Origin of the sequence: Finegoldia sp. BIOML-A1 (assembly GCF_009678325.1) — a bacterium.
GTDB lineage: Bacteria > Bacillota > Clostridia > Tissierellales > Peptoniphilaceae > Finegoldia > Finegoldia magna.
Window position 1 is genome coordinate 53,439 of sequence record NZ_WKZF01000005.1, and the last position, 21,015, is coordinate 74,453.

Below are 21,015 nucleotides of genomic sequence, written 5' to 3' on the forward strand. Positions count from 1 at the left end.
ATTTATACGAAATTAAACTGCATAAAATCTCATTATTTCTTCGGCACATTTTTCGCTATTGATGTTGTTTATTTCCAACTCAAAATCTTTTGATTTGACTGCGTAATTGATGTCGTAGTATTTCGTAATCAAGCTTTCTATAACACTATCGTAGTCTTCGTCCTCTAGTTTATCAATCAAAATAGATGAGTTGTTCTTGCCAATGTATTTGGATAAATGATTTATCCCTTTTTTTATATCCTCCAAAGCATGAGGATTTTTCAAATAATCACACTTTATTCTATCAATTCTATTTTGAAGGCTTGAATTTATCATAACCTGATGATGTGAACTGTTGTATTTTTGTCTCAAAGATTTTGGAATATTCAAGCTTCCTATTTTGCTACTTTCACATTCCACAAAAACAGGTTCATCATCGAAACTTTTTAGCTTATCGAAAAGCAAACTTTCGAACATTTTCTGCGATGGTTGATTTTTCAATCCAGCATTTCCAAGAATAGAGCCTCTGTGGTTTGCAAGTTGTTCCAAGTTGAGGACGTTTTTGTGAGATTTTTCCAGAAAATTCAGAATTTCTGTCTTGCCAACTCCTGTGTAGCCATTTATGTTCACGTATTCGTGTGAATTTATAAGATTAACTAGGTTTTCGATAACATGTTTACGATACGATTTGTATCCGCCTTTTAGCCTGTAAATACCAAGTCCCATGGACTTCATTATGTTAAAAAGCACCGTACTTCTCATTGATCCTCTGTAACAAAACAAGCACACGTTGTGATTTTCGCTCAAATCAGACAATTTCACATAGATGTCTTCGAGTTTTACAGATGCGTAACGCACTGCCAATTGCTTAGCGTACTCGTGATCTCCTGCATCATAAATCGTTGAGATTTCCACTCTTTCATCGTTATTTAGTATTGGAATATTGATAGCTCCGGGGATAGTTTCCTTCTGAAACTCGTATTCGCTTCTAACATCGACAAATATTATATTTTCCATATTTATAAGTTCTTCATAAGTATTTGCTACGAACATTTTGGCCTCCAAAATACTAATTATACACCTTTTGTCACATTTGTAAAAGAGATTTTAGGCAAAAAAAGAACTTGCTAATCGCAAGTTCCCAATTAAAAATTAAAATACATTCTAACAAGTCCAAGTATCAATATATGAACTGGATAGAATAGATAGTTTACCAATTTGTTTTGTTTTCCACGTTTTCCGTTGTATGTCACAGTAAAGGCGAATCCCAAGAAGGAATACACTTCTTTGATAATCGACAAATATCCAAGACCTGCAGAAATTACTGGCTTGTCGTAGAAAATGTAGAACAAGTAAGCTAGAATTATCGCATGATAATCGTAGTCCAAGCTTAAATACATTGCCAAAAATCCGAAAACAGCGACGATTATTACAGATGCACCGTACCAAAGTATCCTGTTCTTAAATTTATCTTTAATATAATCAATTATCCACACAGTTACAAGACACAATGCCAACGTGAACATCATATTGTTCCAATACGGATCGAACAACACTTTCGATGTGAAAATATCGAACGGAACTTCTGAAATCACCGCAAAAACCAATAAGTTTCGAAGATATTTCGCCCTGTCGTGTGTCTTGAAAAATCCTTCAACTATGAAGAATATAAATATTGGAAATGCAATTCTTCCTAATATCGATAGAAAGTTCGAGATATACAACAATGCTCCTTTTCCATTTAAAAAATGCGTTACAATCGAGTTGTTAACATGATCTATCAGCATCGATGTAAACGCAATGTATTTTAGCTGAGCTGCGTTGAATATCTGAAATTTCTTTAATTTATCGTGTTCAAATCGTTTATTAATATCCATTAGTCCTCCTTAAATTTTGAGTATAATGTATGATACAATAATTTGAACAAATTTGCAATATTTTCACATAAAAATTAAGAGAATAATTCAAGCGATAAATTATACATACACAACAAAGAATATATAACCTTCAAAATGGTATATAATAAAATAAAAATGGGGTGAAAATTCATGGAATATATACGCGTAACAAAAGACAATATAGAAAATGAACATATATGTTGTGCATTATCAAATAACAAAGATATTCAAGTTTGCGTAATAAACAGCGATTATTTACGAAAAATGATTGACTAATTAACATATTATAGAAAAATTTATATTAAATTTAATTTAAAAATTAACAGTTGATAAACATCAATAATTTGTTGTACTATATAAGATAAGAGGTATTTTACATACTAATAAAATATATTGGAGAGAAAAATGAATAAAAAACTAGCTTTGTTCTTATTAGCATCTTTAATGCTTGCATCTTGTTCTAACAAAGAACCAAAAGAAATAACTGCGAAAACCGATCAAACTGAAAGTGCTGAAATTAGTACTAATAGTGAAAATAGTGGTAATGATAAGATAAATTATTTTGATAAAGAAAATAATGTAGTCCATTTTAGAACTGTAAATTTTAAAATAAATGATAGCAAAATAATGAAAGAACAATATACTAATGAGAATTTAATAAAAAATGATTATGAATTCGAGAATGTTAGTGCAGATGATCCAGTCTCTGCTCAAGACTTAGTATTTGATCAACAAATAGAGGCATTTCAAGAAAATGAGAAAACTCAAATACCATTAGATTATTATCAATCATCTGATTTAAAGAATTCTGAATCTGGTGAGATTAAAGTAAAAAAAGGTTCTAAAATTGAAGGAAGTTTATATTTTTTATTGAAAAATAATGAAGATTATATAACTTTGAAATTTACAGGTTCAACTGGAGAAATAGGCACTCTTAAAATTAATTTAAAATAATAAATGAATTACCATGGAATTTTTCTGTGGTAATTTTTAAATAATTGACTAGCTTTAATGACCGAAATTAACCAATACTTTACAATAAAATGTTTATTTTAGCTAAAAATATAATATAATATTATTATGGAGGAAAATATGGAAACCATAATAGTTTTGATGTTGATGGCTAAGTGTTTGATGGATGTCTACTTGAAGAGATTGTCCATCAAAAACGTTGGAGTGTTTGTGTTGATTTCGGTATTTTTGTATGCGATTTTGCGCATTACGAATACAACATCAATCTACGACTTTGCTTTATTACTTGGCTGTAGCGACATGATGGTTGATGATTTCAAAACTAATGAGGTGTACTGGATTAATGTTTTGTTTTTCATAATTTGTAGCATTATTGTTTCTGTGTTTTCTAAATTTTTTCTGACGAGTTTTCTGCTATTATTGGTTATTTTGATGATTAATTTTTTCACTAAGGAAAAGTTTATGGGTAATGTGGATTGTTTGATTATTCTAGGACTTGGCATGAGCAAAAGCCTCACAGATTTGGTGAGTTTTGTGTTTTATCTGGGAATTATTAGTGGAATCAGGGCTTTGATTTATATTATAAGAAAAGAAGAGAATGAGGAGATTGCATTCATTCCTGTGATTTGGTCTTCTTTTTTATTGTATGTGGTGATGGGAAATGTTTTCTAAATTAAAAATGAAAGCTAAGGCATTCAGTTTAATAGAGGTGATGGTGAGTCTATTCATTATTTCTGTTGTGATTATGACTTGCGTTTTTAAATACGACTTCAAAACTGATGTTGCAAGTAGAAAAGAGATTAATACGCTTGTTAGCGATTTGAAAAGTGCCAGAAGTGTTGCGATGAATTCAGGAAGAAGTATCGGATTTAGATTTAGTGAGGATTACTATGGTTTTTACGATTCTAACAAAGGTGAATTTATAGCAAAAAGAGAATTGAAAAACGGCAAACTTTACTTAAATAAAGACGGGGAAAGTACGTTCGACCTTGGAAATATCGGTGCAAATATATCCAAGTCATCTGCAGCAACACATTTTCCGACTATTTATTACGAAACCAAAAACAAAACATACAGGATAAATTGTTACATAGCGACAGGGAGAGTGGATGTGGATGAGACGAAAAAATAAGGGATTTACACTGCTTGAGGTTTTGTTTGCGTTGTTTTTGGTGAGTCTTTGTGTCGTAGTGTACTATTCACAGCTTAAAAATGTGATTACGATGCAGGATAAATCCTACACTGAAAATGTTGTGCTACGTGATTTGGACAATTCTGTGGAATATTTGAAAGCGCACGATGATGTGGATGATTCAATTGTTGATGAGAATTCAAAAGTCGTTGTAACAAAAGATGATGTGGGAGATTTGGTTAAGGTAAATGTCAGTGTAACTAATGGAGATATTGCGAAAGATGTGTCATTTTACAAAGAAAAGTAGGGGATTTACGTTGCTTGAAGTTATGGTGAGTTTGTTCATATTCTCCGTAGTGTTGGGTGTGATTTTCCTATCGTTTAAGACTAATTTTAAAATTATGCAGTCGAGTTTTACTCTGAAAAACAACGTGGACGATGTCGACCATTGCTCATATTACATAAAAAACGAAATCGAAAGGTCGAGGTCTGTAATTACAGAAAAGCCTAATTGGACTCATTTCGACCAATCAATGGGATTTGTCCTAGTAAAATATATTAATGATAAGCAAAACTATGTGTATTTTACGAAAGAAAATGGCAAAATCATACGATACGCTTTTACAGATCCTAGTAGTTTTGATGATTTAAAAGAACACGGGCCCAACGGTAGGATAACTCAGAATAAACTCAAGGACAACGGTGATGATTTCACATTTAGTCATGACGACAACTACATTTATTTAAAAGAAAATGGGAAGAAACTTGTAGTCTACATCGGAGATAAGGTAAAATGAAACGAAAATCCAAAGCCTACATCACAATTTATGCTCTTTACATGATATTCGTGCTGATGATTGTAATTGTGTTTGTGCTTGTCCAAGTTAAAAATATCAGAACTGTCAACGCTTACAAATACGACTACATTCAAGCCAAGGCGATTGCTTATTCAAAAGTCAAAATAATTAATCAGAGAAAGCTTTTTGATAAAAAATTGAGTGAAAATTCTGATAAGGGCACATTTGATATTCAGACTGCAGATATCCCAGAATTCAGTAAGCCAACAAATGTCAACTTTTTTACAGAAAAAGAAGGAGATACTAAAGTTTTTTCGTTTACAAGTGAGTATCCAAGAGATAGATTTGAAGAAAACACCAGTGATTTTTCAGAAGCTAACGGTTCCAGAGTAACGACTAGAATGGTGTATAATAGGAAAAATCCTTTTGAAAAAAGAATTATATCAGAAGAAAAAATCGATGAACTGTTGCCGGAAATCATTGAAGGAAAGAAAAGCATCGGAATAAAAGATTGTTTAATATTTTCATTGAATGATGAAACGTATTTTGTGGACAAAAAGGTCGCTGATGAAAAATACAATGAATTCGTAGCCGAAAAAACAAATCAAAACAACGAAGAAGTTTCGGAAGATGAAAAGGGAAATGACTATGAAGAAAATGACGGAGATAAAAAAATAGAAATAGATGATGAATTTCTGACTAAATTAGTACAATTTTCCACAAAAGAGAAAAACATTGTAATTGATTCAGATGATATCACGATACTTAACGATGTTACAATAGATGGAGTGTTCATCGATAAGGCTAACGTGTATTATGTAGAAAATGAAAAAATCCAAAAAACTCCTGAAATTACGGTTAATGGGATATTGATACTCAAAAATTTCAACGCAGATAGTTATAAAGTAAATGGAGAATATTTATCAACGAAAGAGGTCGACATAAAATTTACAGAAGATAAAACAAAATACACGAGTAAAAAATACGAGTTTGCGGGTAGTTATTACAAATAATCGATGGAATGATTGAAACTCTACTTTGAAATGATGTATAATATATATATGATAAGCGAAAAGGGGAGGGTTTGCTTATGAATAAATTTAAAAAAATAGGTGAAATGAATAGCAAACAATCTGAGCTTTACGATAATGTATACGAGATTTTCGAGTTTATGGGAGAAACACTGGAACTTCCGAAAAATCGATTCAAAAATAAAAAACACGGCTTGTTTAAAATGGGATTATTAGCTTTTATCATCACAGCTATTTTGGAATATTATTCAAGCTTTGACACAATTGCATTTATCAGGAGAAACTTTCTCGTAGGATACATTTATTTTGCGATAAGATGCGTGTTTATATTTGCGTTTGCTATTCTTAAATTCAAAATAATTTACAGAGTAGCTAACAAGTTTTTCGTAAAAGATGATTGGCGAGAAGACGAAAACTACAGCATATTGCTATTAGTTATGTTTCAAGCAGCAATGTCAATGGCACTTTATCCACTGGGAGTTTACATTGTTATTGCAGAAGCCTTCGTTATATTGTTGTTTTTCTTGGGACTTAACATCAAAAACTTCAAATTTGAGAAAATACCTTACGTCATCATCACATTCATGTCTTTGTACATTGGATTGAGATTTGTTAGACTTTTCATTTACAACATAGTGATAAATTGGATAGAAACTACAAACATTGTTTTCTTATAACACAAGCGCTCACAACTGTGGGCGTTTTTTGAATGCAAATACATACAAAAATTAAAAAGGTAAGCTAATAAAAGCCTACCTTTTTAAATAGAGAATTTTAAATGAAATGGTTAGTTAGCTAATTTATAAGTGATAACAACAGGTGTTTTATCAGCTGGAACTGAATCAGCCAAAGTATATTTAACTCCGTCTTTTTCGTCAGCGCCAATTAATTGTGATGCGTTTGAAGTTATTCCCAAAGGACAACTTTGCAAACATGTCATACAACCTGTGTTCATATCTTTTGCTGGTTTTTGGTTACCACCAAATCTGATGTCTATTTCTTTTCCTGAAGAATCTTTAATGACATCGTTAATTCCTTGTTCATTATCTGATCCTTGGAATTTAAATGTAAGATCAATCTTATCACCTTTAACGGCTTCTTTTCCCATGTTGTCCATTGTAACATTGTTACCTGGTTTTGCACCGATTTTTTCTAATGCATCGTACAAATCATTTTGGTTAGCATAAGAAACAAACATTGATTGTTCGTTATTTTTACCTGATTTTGCTACGATAGCATGCATTGTGCTTTCGTTTTTGAACTTATCGTTAACTTCAGCATAAACTTTGATTTGTTTGTTAGCTTCGTCGACAATCATAGGATTATCAGCTGTAGGTTCTTGTGCTTCTTCTTTCTTTTCTTCAGTTTTTTCCTCAGTCTTTTCTTCTTTCTTTTCTTCAGTTTTTTCTTCTGTTTTTTGTTCTGTAGAAGAAGTTTGTTTATTATCTTCCTTAGAACATCCTGCGAACATCAAACTCGCCATTAATAATAATGCCAAAATTTTGAATTTTCTCATAAAAATCATCCCTTCTTTGAATAGTTTAATTATTTTCGTTTCATTCATTAATACTATAGCTATATTTTATCATAGTTTTAAGTGTTCATTTATTGTAAAATCTAATAAATAACACACTACTTATAAGCTGAATAAATAAATGAAATCTAAGGTATAATAATAAAAGAGGTGATTAGTGTGAAAAAATACGGAGAAGACGTGGCAATTGTAGAAGAAAATCCTAAGATTGAAAAAATTTACGATAATAATATGCGTCAAGGTGAAGAAATCGTGATAAAAAAGGGAACACCTACTATTAAAAAATTGTACTACGAAGATATCAACGGACAACCGACAATTAAAAAGGAAGAAATAATCGAAGAAGGCTCTCCAACGGTTATAAAAGTTGGAACAAAGGGAATTATTAACGATTTGAACTTGAACAAATCTGACATGTAATGTGATAAAATTCTTGGTTTGTGGTATAGTTATATTAGAAATGAATTGTTAAATTCATTCAAATTTACAAGGGGGAAATATTATGGCAAGCTTAAAAGGTACAAAAACAGCTACTAATTTAATGGCAGCATTTGCAGGGGAAAGTCAAGCAAATATGCGTTATACATATTTTGCTAAAACAGCAAAAAAAGAAGGATACGTTCAAATTTCTATGATTTTTGAAGAAACAGCAAGAAACGAAATGGCTCACGCAAAAAGATTCATGAAGTTTTTGAGTGAAGATTTACAAGACGCTGAAATAGAAATCGAAGCAGGATTCCCAGTTCACTTAGGAGACACTAAGAGTAACCTTAAATCAGCAGCAGAAGGAGAACACTTCGAAAATTCTGAAATGTATCCAGAATTCTCCAAAATCGCTGAAGAAGAAGGCTTCAAGGAAATCGCACGTGTATTCACTGAAATCGGAGAAGTTGAAGAAGCTCACGAAAAAAGATACAGAAAATTATTAGAAAACATCGAAAAAGAAAAAGTATTCGAAAGAGAAGAAGTTTATTTATGGAAATGCAACAACTGTGGCTACATTCACGAAGGTAAAACAGCACCAAAGAAATGCCCAGCATGTGATCATCCACAAGGATTCTTCGAAATCTTCAAAGAAACTTATTAAGATTAGACAATCAAGCCTCAAAAGTTTTGTGACTTTTGGGGTTTTTTTGTTTTTCAGAAAAATCATTCTCGCTTTAAATTTCAAATATTAAAGCGAAAGTGTAAACAACACACATATCATACCAAAATTTTACACACAATTTTCCAATATTTTACCAAAAACATTGACAATTAGCTAAAAATAGTATATAATTTCGTTGTAATTATTTATCTATGGGTACCAAATACAATTATTTGGTAGTTTTTATCTGATGACTATTGCTCGATAAAGAGCCTGGAAAGGATCTGATGTGATACTCTTATAGGCTAAAAAGAACAATAAGGTTCAGAGTTTTTACAAGAAAAAATCAGCAAACAAAAAAGCATCAAAACCAGAGATTGCAAAGGCAAGTTAAACTTGAACCGCAGTCTTTTTTTCGTGGTCAACTTTAACTTCCTAATTTCTAAACGGGGGAAGATAAAATGCTTAGTAGAATGCTAAAATTTTTCGGATTAACTAAAAAAGGATTACTTAAAATAATCCTAGGATGTGCAATAATGGCGTTCGCAGTAGTGAACGTACATAAACAATCAGGCGTAACTGAGGGCGGAGTGCTTGGAATGATGTTGTTCTTGAACAAAATCTTCGGATTTGACCAATCAATAACATCAGTAATATTGGATGTGAGCTGCTACGTTCTTGGATTTTCAATAATGGGATTTGATTTTGTGAAGAAAGCTTTCGTAGCCACAATATCATTTGCCGTATTTGCGAAATTTTTCAATATTATAGGGCCAGTGTTACCAAGTATGTACGATATGCCATTGTTAGCAAGTATTGTCGGAGGAATTTGCATCGGATTGGGATGCGGACTTGTAGTAAGTGAAGGTGGAGCAGCAGGTGGCGATGACGCCTTGGCAATGACGATATCCACAAAATCGGGACTTAAAATATCATTAGCGTATTTGTTCTCAGATATAACAGTGTTGGCACTGTCACTTATCTATATTCCAGTCGACAGAATTATGTTCTCACTTTTGACAACTGTAATATCATCATTTTTGATAGGACAATTCGAAGTAGAACTTCCAAATTCAGAAATCAAAATGGCAAATCAAGCCGTATCAAAAGCTTAAATCAATCAAGCCTTGTGCTTGATTTTTTTATTGCTTTAAATTGATAAGTTAAAATGATTTACAAATACAATAACAAGATATATAATTGGGTTAAGAAAACGATATGCAAAATCAAAAGGAGGGGGATATGAGACTAAAAGACAATAAAATAATAATCCTATTGATATTTCTGACTAGTTCGACACTGATATTTGGATTTAATTATTTATATGGGAACAACAGAAAACCTTCTCCTTATTTTATGAGTGACAAACTTATAGCTTTTGAATCAAACAATAATAATCATAGCCTTGACTTTCTTAATATGAATGAAAACATATCAGTTGTAGCTGAAATAAAAAACTCCAAAGATGTTGCAATATATGATCCAGTGATGAAATACTATATGGGTTCTTCAAAAATAATTGATCCAGCTACATCTAGGTATTTTTCAAAAGAAGATTACAAAAACAAAAATAATGTGTCTATTTTGATATATCCAGTGATTGATTTTGTAGAAGGGAAAATATCGGATTACGATAAAAAAGAAGTAGAAAATAATTATCATACTGAGATAATTAATATGTTTGATGTTCAATCTGACATTGCTAATGATGGAAAAGTCGATGTAGTGAGAAATCTATTCACAATTAAACCAGAAAACATTTCAACACTTTACATAGATTCTAGTGATGATAAGTCATTGAAAGCGATTGCAGAATCTCTTAAAAAAATCGGATACAAGAGAAAAGAAATTAAAATGTACGACAAGCTTACTCTAAGGGATTTAATAAAATCATATCCAGAATACAAGGTGTATGCTCAGTTTATTACTAATAGTACGGTCATGGCATTGGCAATGTATGCAATTGCATTGTGGATGTTTTTGAACAAATACAAGAAATTCGTAATTGTAAGTGCAAATTTTGGTGCAAAACGAAAAGACATCATGAAGATGTTCCTTGAAAAAGCCTTGGAGTATAGTTTTATAACATGTGCAATATCAACAGCATTGACGTATGGATATCTTGCAATTATTAATGAAAACAAAATCACGATTTATCTTATATTGCAATTGCAGATTATTCTAATAATATTGACTGTGATTTTGAGTGCTTTAAGAGCTAAAATCAGCTACGATGAGTTTGAAAAAGAGGTCTTGTATGATAAAAGATAATATTAAACTAGGGCTAATGGATGTTTTCAGAAATAAAGTTGTGTTTTGTTTGATGGTGCTTTTAATTTTCTCATTGGGAACAATCGTGGAATCTGCAACAGATGCTTATTTGAGAAATACCTTCGCAGAGTTTCAATTAAGTGAACAGGCTTATAGCGCTGTTGTATTAGAGACAACTGATGACAAGGGATACGATTATTCGAATACTTATGGAAAAAAACTGGACGATATATTTTTGAAAAACGGGCACACTTATACTACGAATTCATCACTTTGTAGAAATTGTGATACAGGGATATTTGTGTTGTATGGAAAACTCAACAAAAACACTAGTAGCAGAGTTTTTTGGTTAGTTGATAATAAAAATGTGACTGACTTGAAGAATGAGGCGGAATTTGAAGTGGTTACTCATGATGCGATGGACTATGATATGATGAATCAAGAAATCAAAAGCTATATTGATTATGATAAAAGAGTATTATTGGAAATAAAATCTGATAAATATAAAAATGTTAGTGGCTACAAGTTTCAAGATGGAGAAGTACTTGGTTTAATTGAGAATGCAAAGTTTTCAGAAGATGAGATAAATAAAGGCATTGACAGACAATTTGAGAAGATTTTCGACGACAACAAGCTAATGGTCATTAATAATACAAATAAAAAACACGACGACGATGAAAATACATTCATCCTCAAATACATTGTTCCGTATTGTCTGATTACGATGGGTATAACTATATTGAGTTTTGTGATTTTCTTCAAATATATGCTAAAAAGCTTACAAAAAGAATACAAAATACACATTTTATCAGGAGCTAGAACCAAGGATATTATGGCACGAAACTCCGTTTTCGTAGTTTTAGTAAATGTTGCAACATTCTGTTTAATTTTCGTATTAAATGGATTTGCAATTAATATTTTTTCGGTAGTGGCGTTTATTTACATGATTTTATGTATATTGATATTAGAAATAGTTATGTATTTGATTTTGAAAAGAAGCGATCTGATTGATTTGATAGGTGATTGATTATGATAGAAATAAAAAATTTGACCAAAAAATTCAGCACAAACGAGGAAGAACTTCTTGTATTGGATAATGCTGAAATGAATATAAACGATGGGGACAATATCATTATTTCAGGAGAAAACGGAGCAGGGAAGACTACTTTTTTGAAGATTGTGGGTTTGTTGGATAGGAAATATTCAGGAGATTATATTCTGGATTCCAAATCAGTTGGAGATTTTACCGAAAAAGATATGTCTAAATACAGGAATGAAGTGTTTGGGTTTATTTTTCAGGAATACAATTTGATAGAATCAGAGACTACCTACGATAATATTCTCATACCATTAATTTACTCATCGAAATACAAGAGAGCTGACAGAAAACAAAGAATTCAAGAGATTAGCGAAGAATTTGAAATAACGGATATTTTGAACAAAAAAGTAAAATTTCTATCAGGTGGGGAAAGACAAAAAGTGACCATTGCAAGAGCTTTGGTGAATGAGCCGTCTGTTATTCTAATGGATGAGCCCTCGAACACACTTAATCTTAGAATGAAGGACAAGCTGATAGAATATATCGAAGTTTTGAGAAGAAAATCAAAAACTATCGTAGTTGTGAGTCACGACAAGTATTTGACAGATAATTTGAAAAAACAAGATTTTGTGGAATATGAATTGGAAGATGGAAAGTTTCACAAAAATGAAGAATAATTTTAAATCAAGCCTAGTGCTTGATTTTTAATTGCAAGAAAACTTGGGTATATATAATCAACTGGAGGTTTTTATGGAGAATACAAAAAAACTAAAATTTTCTAATCTTTTGATTGCGATTTTACAAGGGGTTATCCTTTTGCTTTTGTTCGTAATTCCAGAACTTATTGTTGGAGTGATTGGAGGAATTGTTGCCCAATTTGTAGGATTTGATGGTAATTTCCAAGATTTTTATGCGAAAAACGGGGCGGCTTTTCTTCTATGTGGACAAATCCTGAGAGTGATTATTTTCCTTTTAATCATTAAATTTAGAACGAAGATTTTTCAAACGAAATACAACAGAGATTACTTGAAGACAAGAAAGATTACTTTTTCTGAAATCGTGAAGCTTTTCGTGGTGGGAATTGGACTTATGGGTCTTATCAATATTACTGTTGCTTTGATGATGTATTTGGGCAAATTTTTCCCACAAATCGTGTCCAGCCTTGAAGTTTACAACAAGGCATCTGAAGAATTGATGAAGGGCAATATGATGTTGTCGGTTCTTGCTATTACGATTTTCGCTCCGATTTCAGAGGAGTTGATGTTGCGTGGGACTTTATTTACAGAAAATGAACGACTTCTTCCTTATAAATGGGCGATTATTCTGAATGGGATTGTGTTCGGAGTGTTCCATTTTAATTTGTTCCAAGGAGCTTATGCATTAATCGGAGGGATTGTGATTTGTGCGGTGTATTATTACACAGAAAGCATTTACGCATCCATTCTTCTTCACATGATTAACAACACTTTCAGCGTGGTTATTTCTTCGAATGAGGCTGTGGTGCAAAGTTTTTCTTCGATTTTTGGAATTGTGATGCTTGTGTGTATGGTTTTGATGTTTGTTTTCTTGAAAGATTTCAAGAAGAAACGAGAACTAAGACATTTGAATTACGAAGATTTAAAAGAATAAATTTGAAATTATCTACAAACCTCGATGTGTAAATTCGCATTGAGGTTTTTTGTTTATTGTAATCATATGTTGATTTTTTTGTTGAAAAACTATAGTATAATAGCATGTAAGAGAGGTTAGATTATGATTTATTTGGATTATGCGGCGACATCTTTGAAAAGGTTGGAGCTTATTGAATATATTATGAATAATATGATGGATTTTGATGCGAATGCGGATAGTATTCACAAAATGGGAAGACTTGCGAAGAAGACTTTGGAGAATTCCCGTCACGAGATTGCGAAGTTTTTGAATACTTCTGATGATAGGATTGTGTTCACAAGCGGTGCGAGTGAATCCAACAATTATATTATCAATAATTTTTCTGATGAAAATTACGATATTATCACATCACAAATAGAGCATCCATCTATTTTGAATCCACTAGATCACAACAAATCTAATGTAATTTTGATAGATGCACAACAAAACGGTGTGGTTGATTGCGATGAAATTATACGAAATATCACACCTAATACAAAGCTAATTATTCTTCAACATGTAAACAATGAAACGGGAGTTATTCAACCTGTGAAAAAACTTGGCGAATATTTGAAGGATACGGAGATTTGGTATCATATCGATGCGACTCAATCGGTGGGTCACGTGGATGTCGATGTTGAGGATTTGCACTGCGATTCGTTGTCTTTTTCAGGACACAAACTAGGAGGACTCAACGGATTCGGGGTGTTGTATATAAGGAAGGATTTGGATAATCTGATTTATGCAGGTGAGCAAGAAAATTACAGAAGAGGTGGCACTTCTTTTGTGATGGGGGCATTTACTTTGGAGAAATCTCTGATGAAATCTGTCGAAGAATGTGAGTATATTGCAAATTTGAAGAAGATTTTCATTGAAAACATCAAATTCAAATACGAAATTAATGGTAATGTGGACAATTCTGCATCTCACATTTTGAACTTGTACATTCCGTTTGAGAAGAATGATTTCTTGTTGACTTATTTGGATATGCATGGGGTGTGCGTGTCGGCAGGATCTGCTTGTTCTGCAGGTAGCATCACGAATTCACATGTGATTGAAAATATGTACGACGGACAAAGGGCAGAACATTCGGTGAGGTTTAGCTTTGGTTTTAAAAATACAGAAGAAGAAATATTGAAAGCAGTAAATGTGTTAAATGATTTGTACGAAAAAGGAAAATACAATGGATAATTCGAAAATAAAAGTAGTAGTAGGAATAAGTGGAGGCGTGGATTCGTCAGTGGCAGCACTTTTGTTGAAACAACAAGGCTATGATGTCGTGGGAATTTTCATGAAAAATTGGGACGAGACAGATGATGATGGCGTCTGTACGGCAGAAGAAGATTACAAGGATGCGGTCGCTGTTGCGAATGAAATCGGCATAGATTATTATTCGATTAATTTCGAGAAGGAATACTACGACAGAGTGTTCACTTATTTCTTGGACGAATACAAAAAGGGCAGAACTCCCAATCCCGACATAATGTGCAACAAGGAAATCAAATTCAAAGCGTTCTTGGATTTTGCGATGAAATTAGGCGCAGATTATGTGGCGACGGGTCACTATGCGAGAATTGAACGAGGAGATGACGGAGTGAAGCTACTTCGTGGGCTTGATAATAACAAGGATCAGACGTATTTTCTAAGCCAACTTACGCAAGACCAAATCAAAAATGTAATGTTTCCAGTTGGAGAACTTCAAAAAAAAGAAGTGCGTGAGATAGCGAAGAAATATAACTTAGCTACGGCTGACAAGAAAGATTCTACGGGAATTTGTTTCATCGGAGAGAGAAACTTCAATGAATTTTTGTCGCATTATTTACCAGCAAAACAAGGAAACATCGTTGATGTCGATGGAAATATAATGGGCAAACACAACGGACTCATGTATCACACAATCGGTCAACGAAGAGGGCTTGGAATTGGTGGTGACGGTGCAGCGTGGTTTGTGTGTGGTAAAAATTTGGAGACAAATGAATTAATCGTATGCCAAGGAGAAGACAATCCGCTATTGTACTCCAACAAATTATACGCCAGCCAATTTGAAACATCGCTTAATCATTTGGACAGAAACGAGTTTGATTGCACAGCGAAATTCAGATACAGACAAAAAGACATCCGAGCGCACGTCAAATTCATAGACGACACGCATGTGGAAGTCACTTATGACGACACAAAAGCCGTAACACCAGGACAAGCAGCAGTGTTCTACGACGGCGAAGTGTGCATAGGATCAGCGATAATAGACGAAGTGTACAATGGAGATAAAAAATTAATGGTATAATATGGTCCACTAGGTTGTAAAATCTGGTGGTTTTTTTGAGTGAAAATATTTAAAATGTATGTTATTTGTATGTTGTTTGTGATAAAATAATGTTGAAAGGAGCTGGTATTATGGCACAAACAAATATTAATATAAGAATGGATGAAAATCTAAAAAAGCAATTCGATTCATTTTGTTCAGAAGTCGGAATGAGCATGTCAACGGCTTTTAATATTTTCGCAAGAACAGTTGTAAGACAAAGAAAAATTCCTTTTGAAATATCTACAGAAAAAGATCCATTTTACAGTGCTGAAAACATTGAAAGATTAAAAAAATCTATAGAACAAATGGAAAAAACAGGCGGGACTATTCATGAGGTAAACAATAAGTAACCTCCAATTATTACAATATGTCAAATGGTGAATAAATTGACGATATTTGTGGTAAATATTGTATAAGAAGGAGAGTAGACTATGCAAAAACAAGAAATAAAAGAAGCAATTGATGTGTGTGATGATTTAATAATAAAACTTGAAGATGTACTTAACGATTTGAAATCGGCGAAAAACTGGGCTATGGCAGATTTTATATTTGGCGATGGTATGATTGGTTTTTTCAAGAGAAGCAAAATGGAAAAAGCTCAAAGCAAACTTCACTTAATCGAAAATCTTTCACTAAGATTGCAAAAAGAATTGTCGGACATTCACGTGGAATTGGAAGACTTCGGTGATTTGTATTCAATGAAAGATTTTATGCTAGACATTGTGTTCGACAACCCATTTACAGATTGGAGAATCAGAAAAGAAATTAATCAAGTGTACGATTCAACGTATGAATATTTGGAAAATATTGAAATGTTGAGAGATAACTTAACAAAAGAATACAATAAATTGTAAAAGAAGAAGTGTATGATAACGATGTACATCGGGTAATGATTTATAGTTACAAAATGTCAAAGTTTGGTTTTATTGTTGATTTTTCAAAAAAAAAAAAATGATATAATTAAGTTACCAACATAAATGTTGAGTAGGATTAATAAAAAGGTTTTCACGAAAAGGAGGAGTATCATGAAAAATGATAAGAAATTTACAATTGTGGCAATACTTTTTGCAATATCACTTGTGTGCAATGCGTATTTTCTAACTAACATGACAAAGGCTGACGATGCTGACACTCATAGAATAATTGAAAGATACGTTAAGAAAAATCCGGAAAAAGAAGACGATACTTTAATTAAAGCTACATTAGAAAAGTTTGCCAAGGACGAAGAACATTTGGTATTGACTCAAGATGGCAAAGACGTAACCAAACAACACGAAGATAAGCTATTGGAATTCAACAAAAACCAAGACTACAAAGCAGCCAAAGAATACGTCCTCAATGAAAACATATCAATCGGTTATTCAGATGACAATGTAAAATAGACAATTAGCAGTTAAGTATATAATTAAAATCTACTATGAAAACAAGAAAAATAATTTTAATGTTAATGCTTGCTTTTATCTCTGTAGTGTTATCTATAGTATATGTTGCAAGATCGAATAAGAATATTAATGATTTATCTGAAATGAGTTCATCAATTGAAGATTATACAATAAGATTTGAAAGCGATAGGGGTTTCGGAAATGATAGATTTGATATCTATTCTTTTTCATTAAAGAGTCGGGATAATCTCAAAGATTTTAGGCAAAAGAATGACGAACTCGATCAGATTTTTGATAATCATTTTGAGACTATGATGGTATCTGAACAAGAAAAAAACAATCAAATACAAGAATTAAAAGCAGATATTGAGAAATTAAAAAATTCGAAGCATATACTTTATAAGTATATTGAAAAAGATGGAACAAAAAAATTATATTTGTATGATAAAAATGCCAATAAAGGTTATTGTATGATATTGACAATATAAAATAGAAAACAAAAATAGCAGCCGTGGCTGCTATTTTATTTTACCACTACTTGTACTCCTTTGAGTATGTCGAATGTTTCTTTGTTTAGTTTTTCATCGAAGCTATCAGTCAAGTTTTTGTCGACTATTACTGTTGCTTCTGGGTTGAATGTTTTGGCTAGTATTGCGTTGGAAAGTATGCAGATGTTGGATACAAGTCCACACAATTCTATTTCTGAGAATTGGTGTTCTTTTAAGTAATCACAAAGTTCAATGCTACCAAATGTTGGTTTTTCGATTAATATGTCGTCTTTTTCTACTAATTCTGCAACTTTTCCGTACAATTTGTGTCCGTTACTTCCTTTGATACAGTGTTCTACTGGAAGAAATTTGCCTTCTTGTGTGTTCAAATAATTTTCTTCGTGAGTATCGAATGTGAAGATGATTTGTTCATTGTCTTCTCTTGCTTTTTTGATTCTGTCACAGATTTTGTCTTCAAGTTTGTTTGCATCGTCGAATCCCAAAGCTCCATCTACGAAATCATTTTGAAAGTCTACTACGATTAAAAGTTTATCCATTTATGTCACTCCTTTAAATCATTATATCTCAAATACAAAATTTTTTACAATAAGTGTTTAAATTATCAAAAGATTGGTATATAATCATAAAGGTTAGGAAAATAAAATTAAACAGCCAATCGGCAGAAAAATAATGTTTGGTTGATTTTTATGAAGGAGAAAATATGGATAAAATATATATAACTGGTCACAAAAACCCTGATACAGATTCTATCTGTGCGGCGTTATCTTATCAAGAATTGAAGAAAAGAACTGGAGAAGAGAACGTCGAAGCGATAAGACTTGGCGATGTCAATAGGGAAACTCAATTCGTGTTGGATTATTTTGGAGTGGATGCACCGACATTCAAGGACTCAATGAAGCCACAAGTCAAAGATTTGAGCATTGATGTGGCAACATGCGTGTCACAAAACGCGAGCCTTTACAAAGCGACTAATATTATGCAAGAAAAAAAGGTCGCTAGTTTGCCAGTAATCGACATCGAAGAAAGACTTCTTGGGGTTGTGTCAATTTCCGACATCACAAAATGTTACATGGAAGTGTGGGACGATCAAATCCTTCACCATTCAGAAACTCCTGTGGAAAACATCATCGATGTTTTGAGTGCGAATGTTTTGAATATTCCAGCAGAAGACAGAGCGTTATCCGGAAAAATGGTCGTAGGAGCGATGGATCCGAAACAAATGGCGAAGTATTTGGAAGAAGATGACATCGTGATTTTGGGTAACAGAGAAGACTCACAAATAGATGCGATAGAAAAAAATGTGTCCATGATTATACTTACTGGTGGCAACAAATTATCAGATGAATTGATAGAAAAAGCAAAACAAAAGGACATAATAGTAATTTCTACGGAATTTCAAACATACATGGCAGCACGTCTTCTACCGCAATCTGTGCCTGTAAACTACGTTATGACAAGAGACGATGTTGTTAATTTCACATTGACAGACACTGTTGAAGATGTTAAAAACACAATGTCCAAGACAAGATACAGATCATATCCAGTAGTTGACAATCAAAACAAAGTTGTGGGAAATATTTCCAGATATCACGTTATCAACGAAGAAAAGAAGAAGCTAATCTTGGTGGATCACAACGAAAGAAACCAATCGGTTGATGATATGGAATGCTGCGACATCACAGAAATAATCGACCACCACAGAGTTGCGAATGTCGCTACACAAAATCCAGTTTATTTCAGAAACGAACCTGTTGGATCAACATGCACAATTCTTTCCAAAATGTTCTTGGAAAAAGGAATTGTTCCTACAAGACAAACTGCGGGATTGTTGTGTTCAGCGATAATTTCCGATACATTATTGTTCAGATCACCAACTGCAACTGAAACAGATAGAATGATTTTGGATAGAATGGCAAAAATCGCCAACATCAACCCAGAAGAATTTGCGATGGAAATGTTCAAAGCTGGAACATCTTTAGAAGGAAAATCACCAGCAGATTTGTTAAACACTGATGTGAAGACATTCAACATCGAATCATACACTTGCAGAGTCGCACAAATCTTCTCAATGGATTTGGATAATCTTGGCAAAATCAAAGACAGTTTACTTGAAGAAATGAACAAAATTAGAAACGACAAGAAAGAAGCTACATTTGTACTAATTCTTACAGATATCTTTAGAGAAGAAAGCGAAGTTTTGGTTTCTGGAATGTTCCAAGAACAATTAGCAGGGGCGTTCGATACTAAAATCGACAACAATTCATTCTTGGCAAAGGGTCTTCTTTCAAGAAAAAAACAAATGATCCCAAAACTTAACCAAGCTGTGTTAAAATATATCCAAGAGAATTAATTTGAAAGGGAGAGATAAATTGAAAATTACAATTTTAGGGGCAGGAGCAATGGGTTGTATGCTTGCAAAAGCAATCGAATCTCCTGGTAACGAAGTCAATTTAGTAGATCCATACGAAGCACACATGGAAAAAATTAGAAAAGATGGAATCAGAATTATCGACAGAACTGGCGGCGAAAGCACAGTAAAAGTAACATCTGCAAACACATCTTCAGAAAATTTGGAAGTTCAAGATGTCGTTGTAATTCTTGTAAAAGGATACGACACAGAAAAGATTTTGACTGAAAATATGAACATCGTAGGCGACAAAACAGTCGTAATGACACTTCAAAATGGTATCGGCAACGTAGATATATTGAAAAAGTACATCAAAGAAGAAAACATCGCACAAGGAATTATGTTCATCTCTGCATCTATCGAAGAACCAGGAGTTATCAGTGCAGGATACGACAGCGACAAAACCAACGTAATATTTGGCGCTATCAATGAAAACCACGACGATAAATTGTTCCACGAAATCGAAAAAACATTCAGCATGAACGACATCAAAACAGAATTAAATCCAGATGTAGACAGAATTATGTGGAGAAAATTATACATCAACGCAATCTACAACCTACCTTGCGCAGTAATGCATTTGTCCACAAAATACACTAGAACTGACGAAAATTCCGTAGCAATTTTAAAAGCTATCTCAGATGAATTCATAGCCGTTACTGACAAATTGGGCTACAATTTCGACGGCGACAAACTTTTCAGAAAATACGTCACAGATGCATTCGAAGAATACGGAGATATACTACCATCTGCAGCACAAGACACACAAAAACACAGAAAAACTGAAGCAGAATTCTTGAATGGAGCAATCGTAAGACAAGCGAAAAAACTTGGACTTGAAGCACCAGTTAATGAAACAATCTACAGATTAGCAATGGTTCAAATGAACAACTACGATAATATGTTTAGTTTGTAAAATAAAATACGACAATTATTGCCACCAATAATTTTGGAATTTATCCAATTTTATTGGTGGTTTTTGTTTGTTAAAATAATAAATCAAATAATTCAACATTAAATTT

General features: G+C 32.8%; 27 protein-coding genes. 23 read left to right on the plus strand and 4 right to left on the minus strand.

The features are described from left to right. Positions 1–12: 12 nt before the first annotated feature. Positions 13–1,032: a tRNA 2-selenouridine(34) synthase MnmH gene (mnmH, locus tag GKG00_RS05815; RefSeq protein WP_154254681.1), complete on the minus strand. Its 1,020-nt coding sequence runs from the start codon at positions 1,030–1,032 to the stop codon at positions 13–15. A gap of 92 nt (positions 1,033–1,124) precedes the next feature. Further along, positions 1,125–1,856, minus strand: a complete 732-nt coding sequence (locus GKG00_RS05820) for a TraX family protein (RefSeq protein WP_002840097.1) — start codon at positions 1,854–1,856, stop codon at positions 1,125–1,127. A 171-nt stretch (positions 1,857–2,027) separates the two neighbouring features. On the opposite strand from GKG00_RS05820, the gene GKG00_RS09045 reads away from it, so the two are divergent. From GKG00_RS09045 to GKG00_RS05860, 8 genes are all read left to right on the plus strand, one after another. Further along, positions 2,028–2,153, plus strand: a complete 126-nt coding sequence (locus GKG00_RS09045) for a hypothetical protein (RefSeq protein WP_277752816.1) — start codon at positions 2,028–2,030, stop codon at positions 2,151–2,153. Positions 2,154–2,282: 129 nt separating this feature from the next. Beyond that, the gene (locus GKG00_RS05830) at positions 2,283–2,831 is read left to right on the plus strand and encodes a DUF5067 domain-containing protein (protein WP_154254683.1); all 549 of its coding nucleotides are present in this window, start codon (positions 2,283–2,285) and stop codon (positions 2,829–2,831) included. 138 nt (positions 2,832–2,969) lie between these two features. Further along, the gene (locus tag GKG00_RS05835) at positions 2,970–3,521 is read left to right on the plus strand and encodes a hypothetical protein (RefSeq protein WP_154254684.1); all 552 of its coding nucleotides are present in this window, start codon (positions 2,970–2,972) and stop codon (positions 3,519–3,521) included. Continuing rightward, complete coding sequence (locus GKG00_RS05840) at positions 3,511–3,981, plus strand: prepilin-type N-terminal cleavage/methylation domain-containing protein (RefSeq protein WP_154254686.1); 471 nt, start codon at positions 3,511–3,513, stop codon at positions 3,979–3,981. The genes GKG00_RS05835 and GKG00_RS05840 overlap by 11 nt, the downstream gene beginning before the upstream one ends. Continuing rightward, positions 3,965–4,288: a prepilin-type N-terminal cleavage/methylation domain-containing protein gene (locus GKG00_RS05845; RefSeq protein WP_154254688.1), complete on the plus strand. Its 324-nt coding sequence runs from the start codon at positions 3,965–3,967 to the stop codon at positions 4,286–4,288. Before GKG00_RS05840 ends, GKG00_RS05845 begins: the two co-directional genes overlap by 17 nt. Next, positions 4,263–4,778, plus strand: a complete 516-nt coding sequence (locus tag GKG00_RS05850) for a prepilin-type N-terminal cleavage/methylation domain-containing protein (RefSeq protein ID WP_154254690.1) — start codon at positions 4,263–4,265, stop codon at positions 4,776–4,778. The genes GKG00_RS05845 and GKG00_RS05850 overlap by 26 nt, the downstream gene beginning before the upstream one ends. Beyond that, the gene (locus GKG00_RS05855) at positions 4,775–5,791 is read left to right on the plus strand and encodes a hypothetical protein (RefSeq protein WP_154254692.1); all 1,017 of its coding nucleotides are present in this window, start codon (positions 4,775–4,777) and stop codon (positions 5,789–5,791) included. The genes GKG00_RS05850 and GKG00_RS05855 overlap by 4 nt, the downstream gene beginning before the upstream one ends. A gap of 77 nt (positions 5,792–5,868) precedes the next feature. Next, positions 5,869–6,486: a hypothetical protein gene (locus GKG00_RS05860; protein WP_154254694.1), complete on the plus strand. Its 618-nt coding sequence runs from the start codon at positions 5,869–5,871 to the stop codon at positions 6,484–6,486. A gap of 110 nt (positions 6,487–6,596) precedes the next feature. On the opposite strand, the gene GKG00_RS05865 is transcribed toward GKG00_RS05860, so the two are convergent. After that, positions 6,597–7,373, minus strand: coding sequence for a YdjY domain-containing protein (locus GKG00_RS05865; protein ID WP_241673661.1), 777 nt, complete (start codon positions 7,371–7,373; stop codon positions 6,597–6,599). Positions 7,374–7,502: 129 nt separating this feature from the next. Here GKG00_RS05865 and GKG00_RS05870 point away from each other — a divergent pair, with 129 nt between their 5' ends. The 13 genes from GKG00_RS05870 (at position 7,503) to GKG00_RS05930 (ending at position 17,565) form a co-directional block, all read left to right on the plus strand. After that, positions 7,503–7,763, plus strand: coding sequence for a G5 domain-containing protein (locus GKG00_RS05870; protein WP_278726115.1), 261 nt, complete (start codon positions 7,503–7,505; stop codon positions 7,761–7,763). Positions 7,764–7,845: 82 nt separating this feature from the next. Further along, positions 7,846–8,430 (plus strand): rubrerythrin, encoded by a 585-nt coding sequence (gene rbr / locus GKG00_RS05875; protein WP_094225241.1) that lies wholly within the window; start codon positions 7,846–7,848, stop codon positions 8,428–8,430. A gap of 461 nt (positions 8,431–8,891) precedes the next feature. Next, entirely contained in the window at positions 8,892–9,545 is a 654-nt protein-coding gene (locus tag GKG00_RS05880) for a YitT family protein (protein ID WP_154254696.1), read from the plus strand. Positions 9,546–9,672: 127 nt separating this feature from the next. Further along, positions 9,673–10,701, plus strand: coding sequence for an FtsX-like permease family protein (locus GKG00_RS05885; RefSeq protein ID WP_154254697.1), 1,029 nt, complete (start codon positions 9,673–9,675; stop codon positions 10,699–10,701). Next, on the plus strand, positions 10,688–11,728 hold the full coding sequence (locus tag GKG00_RS05890; protein ID WP_154254699.1) for a hypothetical protein: 1,041 nt from the start codon (positions 10,688–10,690) through the stop codon (positions 11,726–11,728). The genes GKG00_RS05885 and GKG00_RS05890 overlap by 14 nt, the downstream gene beginning before the upstream one ends. A 2-nt stretch (positions 11,729–11,730) precedes the next feature. Continuing rightward, a complete protein-coding gene (locus GKG00_RS05895) occupies positions 11,731–12,417 on the plus strand; it encodes an ATP-binding cassette domain-containing protein (protein ID WP_154254701.1) in 687 nt (228 codons plus the stop codon). 73 nt (positions 12,418–12,490) lie between these two features. Then, entirely contained in the window at positions 12,491–13,369 is an 879-nt protein-coding gene (locus tag GKG00_RS05900; protein ID WP_154254702.1) for a type II CAAX endopeptidase family protein, read from the plus strand. A 123-nt stretch (positions 13,370–13,492) separates the two neighbouring features. Next, positions 13,493–14,581 (plus strand): cysteine desulfurase family protein, encoded by a 1,089-nt coding sequence (locus tag GKG00_RS05905; protein WP_154254704.1) that lies wholly within the window; start codon positions 13,493–13,495, stop codon positions 14,579–14,581. Continuing rightward, complete coding sequence (gene mnmA / locus GKG00_RS05910; protein WP_154254706.1) at positions 14,574–15,674, plus strand: tRNA 2-thiouridine(34) synthase MnmA; 1,101 nt, start codon at positions 14,574–14,576, stop codon at positions 15,672–15,674. The genes GKG00_RS05905 and mnmA overlap by 8 nt, the downstream gene beginning before the upstream one ends. A 110-nt stretch (positions 15,675–15,784) precedes the next feature. Beyond that, the gene (locus GKG00_RS05915; protein WP_012291209.1) at positions 15,785–16,045 is read left to right on the plus strand and encodes a type II toxin-antitoxin system RelB/DinJ family antitoxin; all 261 of its coding nucleotides are present in this window, start codon (positions 15,785–15,787) and stop codon (positions 16,043–16,045) included. An 81-nt stretch (positions 16,046–16,126) separates the two neighbouring features. Continuing rightward, entirely contained in the window at positions 16,127–16,549 is a 423-nt protein-coding gene (locus tag GKG00_RS05920) for a hypothetical protein (RefSeq protein ID WP_154254708.1), read from the plus strand. A 171-nt stretch (positions 16,550–16,720) separates the two neighbouring features. After that, a complete protein-coding gene (locus GKG00_RS05925; protein ID WP_094207829.1) occupies positions 16,721–17,077 on the plus strand; it encodes a hypothetical protein in 357 nt (118 codons plus the stop codon). 35 nt (positions 17,078–17,112) lie between these two features. Continuing rightward, positions 17,113–17,565, plus strand: coding sequence for a hypothetical protein (locus GKG00_RS05930; protein WP_094207828.1), 453 nt, complete (start codon positions 17,113–17,115; stop codon positions 17,563–17,565). Positions 17,566–17,600: 35 nt separating this feature from the next. Here GKG00_RS05930 and GKG00_RS05935 read toward each other — a convergent pair whose 3' ends face one another. Then, positions 17,601–18,122 carry an isochorismatase family cysteine hydrolase gene (locus tag GKG00_RS05935; protein ID WP_154254710.1) on the minus strand — a complete coding sequence of 174 codons (522 nt, stop codon included), beginning with the start codon at positions 18,120–18,122 and terminating at the stop codon, positions 17,601–17,603. 164 nt (positions 18,123–18,286) lie between these two features. On the opposite strand from GKG00_RS05935, the gene GKG00_RS05940 reads away from it, so the two are divergent. Further along, entirely contained in the window at positions 18,287–19,936 is a 1,650-nt protein-coding gene (locus GKG00_RS05940) for a putative manganese-dependent inorganic diphosphatase (RefSeq protein ID WP_154254711.1), read from the plus strand. A 19-nt stretch (positions 19,937–19,955) separates the two neighbouring features. Further along, complete coding sequence (locus GKG00_RS05945) at positions 19,956–20,909, plus strand: ketopantoate reductase family protein (protein WP_094207805.1); 954 nt, start codon at positions 19,956–19,958, stop codon at positions 20,907–20,909. Positions 20,910–21,015: the final 106 nt, after the last annotated feature.

What these genes read in the sequence shown, in the direction of transcription:
- mnmH (WP_154254681.1), bottom strand. Translation starts at nt 1,032, where the DNA reads ATGTTCGTAGCAAATACTTATGAAGAACTTATAAATATGGAAAATATA.
- GKG00_RS05820 (WP_002840097.1), bottom strand. Translation starts at nt 1,856, where the DNA reads ATGGATATTAATAAACGATTTGAACACGATAAATTAAAGAAATTTCAG.
- GKG00_RS09045 (WP_277752816.1), top strand. Translation starts at nt 2,028, where the DNA reads ATGGAATATATACGCGTAACAAAAGACAATATAGAAAATGAACATATA.
- GKG00_RS05830 (WP_154254683.1), top strand. Translation starts at nt 2,283, where the DNA reads ATGAATAAAAAACTAGCTTTGTTCTTATTAGCATCTTTAATGCTTGCA.
- GKG00_RS05835 (WP_154254684.1), top strand. Translation starts at nt 2,970, where the DNA reads ATGGAAACCATAATAGTTTTGATGTTGATGGCTAAGTGTTTGATGGAT.
- GKG00_RS05840 (WP_154254686.1), top strand. Translation starts at nt 3,511, where the DNA reads ATGTTTTCTAAATTAAAAATGAAAGCTAAGGCATTCAGTTTAATAGAG.
- GKG00_RS05845 (WP_154254688.1), top strand. Translation starts at nt 3,965, where the DNA reads ATGAGACGAAAAAATAAGGGATTTACACTGCTTGAGGTTTTGTTTGCG.
- GKG00_RS05850 (WP_154254690.1), top strand. Translation starts at nt 4,263, where the DNA reads ATGTGTCATTTTACAAAGAAAAGTAGGGGATTTACGTTGCTTGAAGTT.
- GKG00_RS05855 (WP_154254692.1), top strand. Translation starts at nt 4,775, where the DNA reads ATGAAACGAAAATCCAAAGCCTACATCACAATTTATGCTCTTTACATG.
- GKG00_RS05860 (WP_154254694.1), top strand. Translation starts at nt 5,869, where the DNA reads ATGAATAAATTTAAAAAAATAGGTGAAATGAATAGCAAACAATCTGAG.
- GKG00_RS05865 (WP_241673661.1), bottom strand. Translation starts at nt 7,373, where the DNA reads ATGAATGAAACGAAAATAATTAAACTATTCAAAGAAGGGATGATTTTT.
- rbr (WP_094225241.1), top strand. Translation starts at nt 7,846, where the DNA reads ATGGCAAGCTTAAAAGGTACAAAAACAGCTACTAATTTAATGGCAGCA.
- GKG00_RS05880 (WP_154254696.1), top strand. Translation starts at nt 8,892, where the DNA reads ATGCTTAGTAGAATGCTAAAATTTTTCGGATTAACTAAAAAAGGATTA.
- GKG00_RS05885 (WP_154254697.1), top strand. Translation starts at nt 9,673, where the DNA reads ATGAGACTAAAAGACAATAAAATAATAATCCTATTGATATTTCTGACT.
- GKG00_RS05890 (WP_154254699.1), top strand. Translation starts at nt 10,688, where the DNA reads ATGATAAAAGATAATATTAAACTAGGGCTAATGGATGTTTTCAGAAAT.
- GKG00_RS05895 (WP_154254701.1), top strand. Translation starts at nt 11,731, where the DNA reads ATGATAGAAATAAAAAATTTGACCAAAAAATTCAGCACAAACGAGGAA.
- GKG00_RS05900 (WP_154254702.1), top strand. Translation starts at nt 12,491, where the DNA reads ATGGAGAATACAAAAAAACTAAAATTTTCTAATCTTTTGATTGCGATT.
- GKG00_RS05905 (WP_154254704.1), top strand. Translation starts at nt 13,493, where the DNA reads ATGATTTATTTGGATTATGCGGCGACATCTTTGAAAAGGTTGGAGCTT.
- mnmA (WP_154254706.1), top strand. Translation starts at nt 14,574, where the DNA reads ATGGATAATTCGAAAATAAAAGTAGTAGTAGGAATAAGTGGAGGCGTG.
- GKG00_RS05915 (WP_012291209.1), top strand. Translation starts at nt 15,785, where the DNA reads ATGGCACAAACAAATATTAATATAAGAATGGATGAAAATCTAAAAAAG.
- GKG00_RS05920 (WP_154254708.1), top strand. Translation starts at nt 16,127, where the DNA reads ATGCAAAAACAAGAAATAAAAGAAGCAATTGATGTGTGTGATGATTTA.
- GKG00_RS05925 (WP_094207829.1), top strand. Translation starts at nt 16,721, where the DNA reads ATGAAAAATGATAAGAAATTTACAATTGTGGCAATACTTTTTGCAATA.
- GKG00_RS05930 (WP_094207828.1), top strand. Translation starts at nt 17,113, where the DNA reads ATGAAAACAAGAAAAATAATTTTAATGTTAATGCTTGCTTTTATCTCT.
- GKG00_RS05935 (WP_154254710.1), bottom strand. Translation starts at nt 18,122, where the DNA reads ATGGATAAACTTTTAATCGTAGTAGACTTTCAAAATGATTTCGTAGAT.
- GKG00_RS05940 (WP_154254711.1), top strand. Translation starts at nt 18,287, where the DNA reads ATGGATAAAATATATATAACTGGTCACAAAAACCCTGATACAGATTCT.